Below are 12,911 nucleotides of genomic sequence, written 5' to 3'. Positions count from 1 at the left end.
TCATCCTTTGTATTATTTTTTATCCTGCTCCTAGTTTTATTCGAAGGTTTTCGATAAGATTATCCCAATAAATTTTGTTCTGCTCTTCATCACCTGGATCGCAGAAATCAGTAATATTTAAAGCTAAATCTTCTGTAATTTCGTCGATAACAATTGTCATCTCGAAAAAATTCTTAGTTCCTTCATCCTCTTCCCAACGAAAACGCACAAAACTTTCTGGCTTGTACCTAATCAAGGTTGCCTTTTCCGTGTGACCTCCGCCCCAAGTAAAATAAAAATCGTCTCCCTTCTCTACCACCTCATCTGAAAACCACTCGGACAAGCCTTCAGCGCTTGCCAAGTATTCATACAAAATCTCTGAAAGACAATGCATTGGATATTCGTAATGCACTTTCGTTTTCGACATACTTCCTATAATTTTTATTGAGCCGCAATATATAAATTAATTTCGGAAATACGCACTATGAAAAAATGATTTTTGTTGCCTTACTCGCTTAAAATTTTAAGTATAATATCACAACCTTCTTTAATTTCCTCCTCCGAAATCGTTAATGGTGGCGAAATTCGTAAATACTCATTTCTATAAAGTTGCCAGAAAACGATAAGTCCTTCTTCCATACAACGTTTAGCCACTTGAAGTGTATATTCTGGTGAACCAAGATTGACCGCCAACATCAAACCTAATCCGTTAATTTTTTCGATTTTTGGATGTTTTAAATAGGATCTGAAAAGTTGCTCCTTACGATTTACCTCATTCATTAATCCAGAATCTAAAACCTCCTGTAATGTCGCCAAAGAAGAAGCTGCAATTAAAGGATTCCCACCAAACGTCGTGATATGACCTAACTTCGGTGAATGTGAAAGCGATTGCATAATTTCTTTAGAACTCATAAATGCACCAACTGGCACTCCACCACCCATTCCTTTTCCCATAACAAGGACATCCGGAACCATATCGAAATGTTCAAACGAAAATAATTTTCCCGTACGTCCAAATCCTGGTTGAATTTCATCTAAAATAAGCAATGCGCCAACTTCTTCGCAACGCGCTTTTAGTTTTTTGAAATAGTCTTGATTGGGCACTAAAAAACCAGCAGCACCTTGAATGGTTTCTGCAATAACACAAGCTGTTTTTTCTGTAATTTTCTCGAATTCGGATTCATCATTAAATTGAATAAAATCAACCATCGGAAGCAAAGGACGAAATTCCCGCTTATGCGTTTCATTTCCAGAAACCGAAAGCGCACCATGTGTATTTCCGTGATACGAGTTCACCATCGAGATAATTTGCTCACGACCTGTATATCGCTTTGCCAATTTCAATGCGCCATCAATAGCCTCCGCACCAGAATTCACCAAATACGTAACTTCTAAAGGCTCGGGCGTTGCTTCCGCTAAAAGTCGACATAACTTAACTGGCTTCTCTTGAGCATATTCACCATAAACCATGACATGCAAATACGAATCTGCTTGATCTTTGATCGCTTGAACAACTTTTGGATGCGAATGTCCCAATGTATTAGCAGAAACACCAGCTACAAAGTCTAAGTATTTTCGGCCATCTTTTCCATAAATATAACTTCCTGAAGCTTTCTCCACTTCGAAACCCGCAGCAAACGGCGTTGTTTGCGCTTGGTAGGTAAAAAAATCTGATTTCGTATTCATTTTAGTAAAATTGAATAGCAAAAGAAAAGGGTAGAAAATAGAAAACGAAAACCTCGTTACTTACGAACTCGTTTCGGTTTTTTCGCTTCTTCTTTCTCTTTTTCTTTCTTTATTTTGTCTTGAGCTTGATCGAAAAGCTCGTTTTTAGATTCGTAAATTGTAGCAGGATAATTCGGAGATTCCACAAAAATATCGCGCCATGTTTTCAGTCGATCAGTTGTATTCCAATTAAAATCTGGGAAAAACCGTTTTTCTTTGGAAACCAAACTCATCGGGATCATTTCTCCATTGGAACCGATATTACACGAAACAATCTGGATTTTCTTCTCTTCAAAATCAGCAACGATTTTTCCGCATGTTGCTAGGTTGATTCCAATTCTCGATTTTTTATTGGTTTTAGCATCCACATCATCCGCATACGTTATTGCTTGCGCATTTCCGACAACATTTGCTTGCTTTATTTGATCATTTTCAAAAATAAGATGCATCAACTTTCCTTTCACTTGATCAAACTCATCCAAATTATTCAAACTATCCACTTTGCTAATCGCAATTGCATTGTTGATGACTTTCAGAGAGTCCAAATTCTCGGTTTGCGTATTGAAATACGCTTCAATTTTTTCACCGGTAACTTGTTTAAAGCCGCTCCACAAAATTGGTTTTCCATCCAAATGCATAATTCCATCCGTTTCATTGAAACTCAAAGAATCTGCACGAGCCTGAGCATTGGATTTGTACATTCTTGCTTTTTTAAACGCTCTTAGGAAACTTAATTTCTTTTGAGGATTGCCCGAATCAAGTTTTTGATAGGTGATAAATTTTTCGGCTGCGAAATACATCGAATCTTTAGTAAAAATCTTTACGGCATACGGCTTTTCTGTAATAACTGCAGAATCGGTTTTTTGCCAAACTTCACCATAACCGCCTTTGATGTATCTATTTTCTTGAGGATCATCCAAAGTTACATCGCCTTTTGCATTTCCATACCCCGAATTTCGGTTGAAATAAATGGTGTTTCCTGTTAGTTTTTTATTGTTATAATAAACGATGGAATTCTTCTTTAGAAAAACTTCGTCGGTATTCTGGTTGAACGTTCCCTCTTCGGTATAAATTTTATTCGAACGATTTGCTTTATCATAAATCGTTGTTGGCCCCGTAAACGTTGATATGTTCGTATTTTGATTATGAAGGATATTAACTCCTTCAACTAAATATTTTGGATTATCAATTCGAACATCTCCCGTAAAATCAATCAACTTCGTAGAAACATTGTACACTGCAGACTTCGTGTACATCGTATTCTGAGCGTCGGTGATTGTCCCACCCGTATTGAAATACGCTTTATTGGTTTGACGTTCGTAGTAAAGCGTTTCTGTTTTTATCGTTTGCTTTGGATCGATAAGAACCACATTTTTTCGAGCAACACCACGTTCTGTATTTCCGTCATACTCCATTTCTTGAGCTGTAATCACAGAACCATCAGCATTCACCAACTTCACATTCCCATACGCTTTAATGAAATTTTCTTCGCTGTACAAAACCACATCATCCGCATATAAAGTAGAACCTTTATGTTCGAAAACGACACTTCCTGTAAAATTTGGATTACCATCGTATCGATCTTTACTCACACCAAAACGATCGGAATGCACATGCTTGATCATTTCCGTAGGCTGCTTGGAATCCGGTTTCTTTTGCAAAAAAGGATCTCTCTGCACTGGAGTTTTTGGCTGAGGCTTAACCTGAGCAAAAGCAGACGTGCTGAAAAGTAAAAATAAAAAAAGAAGGTATTTCATTACTCTTTCTTAGTTCCGTAGAAATATAAAGAGTGGGTATCAATTTGCACACCAAAAGCTTCTTCAATAGCTTCTTTAATCCCCTGAATTCTTGGATCGCAAAATTCAATGATCTCTTCAATCTCCTTATCCGAATCCTTTTTGTACACCACCAAATGGTCATGTTGTTTATCAAAATAGGATTTTTCGTAGGAAGAAGAAGTCAAAGTCTTCTCGCCAAACTGATGTTTTCTGATAAGTCCAGCGTCCAAAAATATCTCAATCGTGTTGTAGATAGTTGCCTTAGAAACATGATATTTTTTCTTCATCATGATTAAATACAAATCATCTACATTAAAATGGTGTTCTAGATTATAGATTTCCTCTAAAATTGTGTATCGTTCAGGCGTATTGCGGAATTTATTATCCTGCAAATACTGTCTCAACACTTCTTTGATCACCTTTATATCTGAATCTTTCTGTTTCGTATCCATTGCCATGCTATAAAGATACAAAAATACTGATTTTTGGAGAAATAGAATCCTTGTCTAAGAATTATGATGTCTTTTGAAATCTACTTGCTCAATTCGCGTGCTTGACATATACGAATCCACTAATGGCGCCGATTCTACAACTACGTTATGCGGCGTAACTCCCCAAGCTTTAAAATCATCACTTCCTAGAACTTTTACGAAATTGTAAATATTCAATGTAATTTTCTCTTTCAAGGACAGCAATCGATCACTGATGTACGTATTATCAATAATAACATACTTCAAATCTGGTGGTACATTATGTTGTCTCAATGATTGGTAACCACTTCTTGAAGGAAGTTCGTCATTCATCATCATATCGTTCAGAACTTGATCAAAATACTCATTAATACGACGATCTATTTTAAATCCAAGCAAGAAATTAACTTTATAAATCGTACCCGGCATAATTTCATCCACATAATATTTGAATGTGTACGGCTCTTCTTGATTAATAATACTTAAGATAAAATAATGATCCGCACGTTTTGGTTGCTTACGAATAATGGAATAAATAATTTTAGACTCGATTTCGTCTTGTCTTTTAGCTCTACTTAAATAAGCCAGATTCGTAGCGTATTTCGGGATGGTTTCATCCAATTTCATGTCCTTAATAATCGGAACATAGGAATCGAATTTCACGAATTTTACAAACTTCGCTTTAATTAATCGTCCATTATACCAAGCGTACATACAAACTGCGATAAACCCTCCAAGAACCATCGTTAACCAACCTCCATCAAAAAACTTGATTACATTGGCATAGAAAAATCCAAGTTCGATACTACCATAAACCAAAGCAAAAAGCGCGATGAAAGCAAAGTGAACTCGATGACGTTTCAACCAAAAAATGAGTAATATCGAAGTCATAATCATCGTAATGGTAATTGTTAAACCATATGCCGCTTCCATATGTTCTGACTTTTGGAAATAAAGAACAACGATAAAACAAAATATCATCAATCCCCAGTTAATACGAGGAATATACATTTGACCTTTCACACCACTAGGATAATTGATTTTTTGATTTGGCCAAAAGGCAATTGACATCGCTTCCGAGAACATGGTAAATGAACCTGTAATTACCGCCTGACTGGCAATAATCGCAGCCATTGTCGCTAATAATACACCAGGAAAAACCGCCCAAGAAGGCATAATTCCGAAAAACGGATTGATTCCTTGAGCAACAACAGTATGATAATTATCTAATAACCAAGCACCTTGACCTAAATAATTTAAAATCAACATTAATTTAACAAAGATCCAACTCACACGGATATTTGATTTCCCGCAATGTCCCAAATCTGAATATAAAGCTTCTGCTCCCGTTGTACAAAGGAAAACCGCTCCCATAATCACAATAGCACTTGGCGAATGTGTGATTAAGTTGTAGGCATAGATTGGGTTAAATGCTTTGATAATTTCAACATGATCAAAAATATGCATCGCTCCAAATCCTCCTAAAGCTAAAAACCACGTAATCATAATGGGTCCAAAGAATTTTCCGATTTGCGCGGTTCCGAATTGTTGAACCACAAATACGATAAATAGAATAATTAACGTATAAAGAACAACTGGCGTATCTGGATTATAAATCTTCAACCCTTCAATGGCCGACATCACCGTTAACGATGGTGTAATCACGGAATCTGCAACCAAAGTCGCCGCTCCAATAATAGCAACTAGATAGAGCCAACGTTTTTTCATTCGCTTGACAAGAGAATATAAAGAAAGGATTCCGCCTTCCCCTTTATTGTCCGCACGAAGTGCAATAACCACATATTTTACGGTAGTTTGCAATGTAAGTGTCCAAATAATACACGATAAAGCACCTTCGATATAATCTTCAAAAGGCATTTGCGCACCTTCGCTTCGAGCATTTACAATCGCCTTCATCACATATAATGGCGAGGTCCCAATGTCCCCAAACACAATTCCTAGTGATACAATTACTCCAATTAAAGTAAGTTTCTTGGTGTCAAAATGATGACCTCCTTCTAATGCTGTTGCCATTAATTTGTGGTTTTTAAAAAACGGATGCAAATTTAGACGAATTTTTGATTTGACCATCGAAAACTTTCATCAATTTGCGTTTCATTAAATAACTTAATTTCAAAGGTATATATAAATAAAAAAAGGACAAGCAATGCTTATCCTTTTTTTTATATATACTAAATTATGCTTATGCTTTCACATACATTACTTTCTTAATTTCTTCTTTTACTTTCTCCAATTTCGGGAACCATTCTGCAAATAATGCTGATGAATACGGAGCTGGAGCGTCTGGAGTTGTAATTCTCTTAATTGGTGCATCCAAATAATCAAATGCTAATTGCTGAACCATATACGTAATTTCTGAAGCTACAGAACCAAATGGCCAAGCTTCTTCTAATACCACAAGACGGTTCGTTTTCTTAACAGAATTAATTACAGTATCGTAATCTAACGGACGAACAGTTCTAAGATCGATAACTTCTACTGAAATTCCTTCTTTCTCCATGTCTTCTGCTGCTTGAAGCGCCAGTTTCATGATTTTACCGAAAGAAACCAAAGTAACGTCTGTTCCTTCTTTTTTGATATCTGCTTTACCAATTGGCAAATAGTATTCTTCTTCAGGAACTTCCATTTTATCACCATACATCTGCTCAGATTCCATGAAAATCACTGGATCGTTATCTTGAATAGCAGATTTCAAAAGTCCTTTTGCATCATATGGATTGGATGGAACAACCACCTTCAAACCTGGACAGTTTGCAAACCAACTCTCTAAAGCCTGTGAATGCGTCGCTCCTAATTGACCAGCAGAAGCTGTAGGCCCTCTAAAAACGATTGGGCAATTCCATTGACCACCACTCATCTGGCGAATTTTTGCAGCATTGTTGATAATCTGGTCAATACCTACAAGACAAAAGTTGAAGGTCATATATTCTACGATAGGTCTATTCCCGTTCATTGCAGAACCGATTGCAATACCTGTAAAACCGAGTTCAGCAATTGGAGTATCAATTACTCTTTTAGCACCAAACTCATCTAACATCCCTTTAGAAGCTTTGTAAGCACCATTGTACTCTGCCACTTCTTCACCCATTAGGTAAATAGATTCGTCTTTACGCATTTCTTCACTCATCGCCTGAGCAATAACTTCACGAAAAGTATATTCTGCCATAATCTGTTTTAATTAATTAGAATACAAAATTAGCAAATTTTAAATAAAAAGAAATATTCAAGGTATAAAAAAAAGACATTCATGACGAATGTCTTTACCATTAAAATATGATGGTTGTGAGTTGGTTTAGTCTGCTTTTTGCCAAGTTTGGGTTCTTCCGATAAGCGAAAGCCCTACGTAGCCTCTTACATTAAGTTTATTCCCGTCTCTTTTAATCGTACATTTATACGTTTTTCCAGATTTAGGATCGGTGATTGTTCCACCAGAAAATTCAGCACCATCTTTTTTCAATCCACGAATAATTTCTAGACCGATAAGTGGTTTGTTTTTACGATCATCACTACATTTTACACAGTTATTATTTTCTGGTTTTTGTAGTAATTGATTAATTTTCGCATAATATTTACCATCCGATTTTTTATAAATCTCAACGATGGATTTTGCTTGTCCCGTTTCGTCGTCAATTGTTTTCCATTTCCCTTCTATTTGTGCAAAAGAAAAAACACTGATTAGCGATAACGCAAAAGTGAATACTAATTTTTTCATTTTCTAAATTTTTAATAATTCAATAGAAATCTACTTCTGTTGATTGATTGGCTAAAATTAGATTTTTTTTTTAAACAACAAAAATATTTTACTATATATAGCATAAATATCAACAAATAAGCCAAAAATAAAAACTAAACAGAATAAAATTTTACCGTGAATCTGTATTGAAGATATTGCGGTTTTGATACCAAATTCCGAAAAGGGAAACAAACGCTGTCATAATCGTAAAAACGAGTGCTGCCGACACGGAAATCTGAGGATCAAAATGATACAAGACCGCCGCTTTCATAAATAGCCATTCACGAACGCCAATTCCTGAAAACGAGATTAAACTAAAAATCGCACTTAACAAGAAAACGACTAAATAAATCCAAACCGAATCAACAGGAGCAATCGCTTTGAGAATGCAAAAAACACTAAAAACTTGAAGTAATTGAACGCCAATAGAATACAAAAATGTCTTCGTAAAAATAGTTTTATAAGTTTGAAAAAATAGTTTGAAGAAGAAAAATCCACCAATAACAGAAATGAATGCAGCTCCGAATAACGCCCATTTCCATGGCGTTTCAAATAAAGCAATGGCAAAAATTTGAATTAAAACCACAATTGCCATCAAGCCAACCAATCGATCGCAAAATATAGCCGACGTTAATTTCTTAACGTTCCACTGGAATTTTTTATTGAGAATGTAGATTTTATAGGCATCACCACCAATTCCGCCTGGAATAAAGAAGTTGTAAAACATCCCAATGAGATACAATTTCCAATTGGTAATTTTGGATAAATAATAGTCTTGAACTTCTAAAAACTGAACCAGTCGAAGTGAGGAAACCACTTGTGATAGGACAAAAGCAACTAAAGCTAGCGTGAGATAAACGTAATTACTCTCAACGATTAATCCCCAAACTTCTCTAAAGGGAATCTTTTTAAAAACCCAAAACAGCAATAGAAAGCTCACTCCAATTTTGAGCAGCGTGATTCCTATTTTCTTTACTTTTTTCAAAAAGTGGTGATTTTTCTGATATTAAATGGACGCTTACTCTGCGATTCGTAATAGGTTTTCATCAATAAATCAACAATAATCCCTGTTGTAAATAATTGAATCCCAACAAAAATTAACAAAATACCTAAAATCAATAAAGGTCTTCCGCCGATTTCTTCGCCCATTAATTTTAAAACCAACAGATACAAATTCACCAAAATCCCCAATCCAAAAGCGATAATTCCTAAATTCCCAAAAAGATAAATAGGCTTTTGAAGGTATTTTTGGTTAAACATCAATAACAGCAAATCGTTGATTACTTTGGTTGTACGGCCAATTCCGTATTTAGAAACGCCAAACTGTCTTGCGTGGTGCTTCACGGGAACTTCAACGATTCGAGCTCCAGCCATGTGTGCATGAAGCGTAATAAAACGATGTGATTCTCCGTATAAATCGAGTCCTTTTGCGGTTTCTTTTTCAAAAACTTTCAAGGCGCACCCGTGATCTTTTACATTTAATTTTGTGGTTCTTCTAATGATAAAATTAGCCACTTTCGAAGGGAATGTTCGCAGTAAATTATCTTGTCTTTTCTGACGTCGACCAATCACTAAATCGCATTGATTTGCATCCATTTCATCCACCATTTTCGGGATGTCGGTAGGATCATTTTGCAAATCACCATCCATGGTAATGATGTAATCTCCTTGTGCATAGTCGATTCCCGCCATTATAGCGGAACTTTGACCGTAATTTTTCTTCAACTCGATAAGAACCACATGTGGATGCGCTAAATCCCGAACCACTTTTACGGTTTTATCCGTAGAAAAATCGTCCACCAAAATCAATTCGTATTGATAATCCTTTAAAACATCATCAATCGCCTTGATTAACAAAGGAGCGTTTTCTTCTTCATTGTAAAGCGGAACAACGACAGAATAGAGTTTATTATGGTTCATTAAAAATGAGTTTGAAAATGCAAAGATACTTCAAAAAGCAATAAAAATAAATCTCCAACGTTTGGAGTTACTATATTTGCAAAAACTCTGCTCATGAAATCGGAGAAATCCTACTTTATTTTACTGCTTGCCGTTGGTTCTGTGATTCTTTTCGCCCATTTGGGACTGCTTTATGTGGATATTATGGAGGCTCGAAATTTTGTTAGTGCACGAGAAATGGCGCATGAAGGACATTGGATTTTCACCACGATGAATGACTTACCGCGTTACGAAAAACCGCCTTTACCTACTTGGCTATCCGCATTTATGGGGATGCTTTTTGGATTTGATCACATTGGCGCGCTCCGAATTCCAGCCGCTTTGGTTTGTTTTGCGGCTTTAATTTATTTGTACAAAATTGTCGAATTTGTCACAAAAAATGCTCGTTTGGCATTAATCTCATCGTTAATTTTCATTACCAGTTTTTTGGTGATTTATGTTGGTAGAAGAGCCAATTGGGACATTTTTTCCTACGCTTTTATGGTGATTGGAATGTATTATTTTCTACTTGCTCTGAAAAACATCAAAACCTTTCCAAATTATCTTGTTGCAGGAATCTTCTTTGGATTCTCCGTATTAAGTAAAGGACCAACTGGACCCTATGTTTTGTTGATCCCAATGTATATTGCGTACGTTTTAACCAACGGTTTTCCAAAGTGGAAAGAAATTGGTGGCATTGCACTTTGTGCTGTCATCACAATTATCATCGGATTTTCATGGTATGGTTATGTTTATTTAGCAGATTCAGACACCTTTTTAGCAGTGATGGAAAAAGAAGCTTCGGCGAGAGGAAATCGCGACGTAAAACCATTTACACGTTACCTCAACTTCCCTGCTCAAACAGGAATTTGGATTTTCTTTAGCGTTATCGGATTGATTTTCCCTATGATGAAAAAACGAACGAGCCAACCAAGACAATACTTTTTCTTTTTTTATTGGACGGTATTCGCATTTATCTTTTTATCCTTAATTCCATCAAAAAAAGAACGTTATCTATTCCCAATGATGGTTCCACTAGCCGTAACAACAGGATATTACTTATATTATTTATTTACCGTTCCTCAATTAAAAAAATGGGAAAAGAAACTCAACAAAGTAATTTTTAGTATTCTAGGAATTGTTTGTTTAGCACTTTCGGTTGGTATCTTTTTCTTACCCATAAGTATCGGATTTTACAGCATTGTTTTTTCAACAATCGCCTTTGCGGCAGGTATTTATGTTCTGTATTCTGTTTTTGTTGGAGGGAAATTTGAGAAAGCCTTTTCAGCTTTATTGATTTTAATGGTGGGAACCGCTTTGTTCGGAATTCCAATTATCGATCAAGTTTTTAACAACAATACCGAGCATAAATCGATGTTGATGTTAAAAGATCAAATCAAGAAAGAGCAAGCAACGTTGTATTCCTTCGAAGAATATTCGCCTGAGGTTTGGTTTAAATATCAAGACGTGATGCCCGAAATCAAACTAAATGATGCGAAAACACTTCCCAAGGAAAACCAATTTTATGTGGCAACGAATACCGAAGGAGAACATATGATGCAACCTTTTCAAAAAATGGGCTATCAGGTGACTTTCATTAATCGATACGATGATAATGAGGAAGGTGGCAAGTCTAAAAACCACACGGAAAGGAAAATTCACTACGTTTATAAAGTGCAGAAATAATTTTAAACCCTTGAAATCCGTTTTGAGTGCTAATTTTCTGAGCGCTCTCAAATGTATTTCTTAATTTTGTCCCTATGAATTTTGTACGAAACAATCTCGCCAACGCTTTCACGCTTGGAAATCTATTTTCAGGTTGCGTGGGCGCCGTTCATTTGCTTTTGGGTGACTATCAAATTACTGCGCTGTGTATTGTTATTTCTTTGGTTTTGGATTTTTTCGATGGATTTATTGCACGAGCTTTAAAATCAAATTCTAATCTTGGAGTTCAATTGGATTCTTTGGCGGATATGGTGAGTTTTGGATTTCTACCAGGATTAACGCTTTACAAAGCTATGGAGCCTTATGGCGCAGATTTGTTTGGAATTCATCTACCATTTGAAATCAAATATCTAGGGTTTTTTGTGACGTTATTTTCGTGTTTACGACTAGCTATTTTCAACCTAGATGAAGAACAGAAATACTATTTCAAAGGCTTAAATACGCCTTCCAATACAATCTTATTATTTGGATTGTTTTACGCAACGAAACAAATGGGACAGTACGTCCCCATGACCAACAATGTTGGATTTTGGTTGGTTTTAACATTCCTTTGCTCGTGGCTTTTGGTGAGTCCGATCAAAATGATCGCCATGAAATTCAAATCTATGAATTTTCAAGACAACTATCCAAAACTAGCTTTGTTAGTAGGAAGCATCGTTATTTTAATCTCATTTGGCTGGGTAGGAATCCCATTAACTATCGTCTATTACATGCTGGTTTCCATTCTTTTTCAGAAGCAACTTAGCCAATAATCTATCTTTATATGAATCTTAAATTACATAAACCTTTTTGCGTTTTCGACCTTGAGACAACAGGAACAAACGTTGGAAAAGACCGAATTGTTGAAATTTCTATTTTAAAAATCAACCCTGATGCTTCGCGAGAGTCCAAAACGTGGTTGGTAAATCCAGAAATGCTAATTCCACAAGCGTCTTCGGACATTCATGGAATTACAGATGATAAAGTTAAAGACGCTCCAACGTTTAAAGAAATTGCTTCAAAAGTGATTGAATTCATTGCGGGAACGGATTTGGGCGGCTTCAATTCCAATCGATTTGATGTTCCTTTGTTGGCGGAAGAACTTCTGCGAGCTGGAGTTGATTTTGATTTAAGTAAATTCCGTTTAGTAGATGCGCAAACCATTTACCACAAAATGGAACCACGTACGTTAAGCGCCGCTTACAAATTCTATTGTCAGAAAGAATTAACCAACGCCCACTCTGCTGAAGCCGATGTGATGGCGACTTTTGAAGTTTTGGATGCGCAAGTTGGTCATTATCCTGATCTTCCGAAAGATATCGCTGGTTTAAGCGAATTTTCGTACCATAATAAATTTGCAGATTTAGCAGGAATGATCGGCTATGACGATGCTGATGACGAAATCTTTCAATTTGGAAAATATAAAGGTCAAAAAGTTTTGGACGTTTTCAAAAAAGATATGGGTTATTACAGCTGGATTATGAATGCTGATTTCCCTTTATACACAAAGAAAATCCTTACTGGAATTCAACTAAAAAGTAAATTTTAAAATTCAAAACTCCT

General features: G+C 36.0%; 12 protein-coding genes. 3 read left to right on the top strand and 9 right to left on the bottom strand.

Going from position 1 to position 12,911, the window contains the following annotated elements:
• Positions 1-19: 19 nt before the first annotated feature.
• From AC5XHR_RS10415 to AC5XHR_RS10375, 9 genes are all read right to left on the bottom strand, one after another.
• Positions 20-406, bottom strand: a complete 387-nt coding sequence (locus AC5XHR_RS10415; RefSeq protein WP_495950728.1) for an START-like domain-containing protein — start codon at positions 404-406, stop codon at positions 20-22.
• An 80-nt stretch (positions 407-486) separates the two neighbouring features.
• A complete protein-coding gene (locus AC5XHR_RS10410) occupies positions 487-1,665 on the bottom strand; it encodes an aspartate aminotransferase family protein (RefSeq protein WP_495950727.1) in 1,179 nt (392 codons plus the stop codon).
• A gap of 56 nt (positions 1,666-1,721) precedes the next feature.
• Positions 1,722-3,461, bottom strand: coding sequence for an OstA-like protein (locus AC5XHR_RS10405; protein ID WP_495950726.1), 1,740 nt, complete (start codon positions 3,459-3,461; stop codon positions 1,722-1,724).
• Complete coding sequence (locus AC5XHR_RS10400; RefSeq protein WP_495950725.1) at positions 3,461-3,934, bottom strand: Fur family transcriptional regulator; 474 nt, start codon at positions 3,932-3,934, stop codon at positions 3,461-3,463. Before AC5XHR_RS10400 ends, AC5XHR_RS10405 begins: the two co-directional genes overlap by 1 nt.
• 54 nt (positions 3,935-3,988) lie before the next feature.
• Positions 3,989-5,986, bottom strand: a complete 1,998-nt coding sequence (locus AC5XHR_RS10395; protein ID WP_495950724.1) for a KUP/HAK/KT family potassium transporter — start codon at positions 5,984-5,986, stop codon at positions 3,989-3,991.
• A gap of 169 nt (positions 5,987-6,155) precedes the next feature.
• The gene (locus tag AC5XHR_RS10390; protein ID WP_495950723.1) at positions 6,156-7,139 is read right to left on the bottom strand and encodes a pyruvate dehydrogenase complex E1 component subunit beta; all 984 of its coding nucleotides are present in this window, start codon (positions 7,137-7,139) and stop codon (positions 6,156-6,158) included.
• A 126-nt stretch (positions 7,140-7,265) separates the two neighbouring features.
• Entirely contained in the window at positions 7,266-7,685 is a 420-nt protein-coding gene (locus AC5XHR_RS10385) for a DUF2147 domain-containing protein (RefSeq protein ID WP_495950722.1), read from the bottom strand.
• 151 nt (positions 7,686-7,836) lie between these two features.
• On the bottom strand, positions 7,837-8,691 hold the full coding sequence (locus tag AC5XHR_RS10380; RefSeq protein WP_495950721.1) for a lysylphosphatidylglycerol synthase transmembrane domain-containing protein: 855 nt from the start codon (positions 8,689-8,691) through the stop codon (positions 7,837-7,839).
• A complete protein-coding gene (locus AC5XHR_RS10375; RefSeq protein WP_495950720.1) occupies positions 8,688-9,626 on the bottom strand; it encodes a glycosyltransferase family 2 protein in 939 nt (312 codons plus the stop codon). Before AC5XHR_RS10375 ends, AC5XHR_RS10380 begins: the two co-directional genes overlap by 4 nt.
• A 93-nt stretch (positions 9,627-9,719) precedes the next feature.
• Between AC5XHR_RS10375 and AC5XHR_RS10370 the strand changes: the two genes are divergently transcribed.
• The 3 genes from AC5XHR_RS10370 to AC5XHR_RS10360 all read left to right on the top strand — a co-directional run bounded on the left by AC5XHR_RS10370 (position 9,720) and on the right by AC5XHR_RS10360 (position 12,897).
• The gene (locus AC5XHR_RS10370) at positions 9,720-11,330 is read left to right on the top strand and encodes an ArnT family glycosyltransferase (protein WP_495950719.1); all 1,611 of its coding nucleotides are present in this window, start codon (positions 9,720-9,722) and stop codon (positions 11,328-11,330) included.
• Positions 11,331-11,404: 74 nt separating this feature from the next.
• Positions 11,405-12,121, top strand: a complete 717-nt coding sequence (locus AC5XHR_RS10365; RefSeq protein ID WP_495950718.1) for a CDP-alcohol phosphatidyltransferase family protein — start codon at positions 11,405-11,407, stop codon at positions 12,119-12,121.
• A gap of 11 nt (positions 12,122-12,132) precedes the next feature.
• A complete protein-coding gene (locus AC5XHR_RS10360) occupies positions 12,133-12,897 on the top strand; it encodes an exonuclease domain-containing protein (RefSeq protein WP_495950717.1) in 765 nt (254 codons plus the stop codon).
• The last annotated feature ends 14 nt before the right edge of the window (positions 12,898-12,911 follow it).

It is taken from the genome of Kaistella sp. CFF1-2 (genome assembly GCF_059509915.1).
The sequence above is the reverse complement of the archived record's forward strand: the minus strand, read 5'-3'. Positions and strand labels throughout refer to the sequence as shown.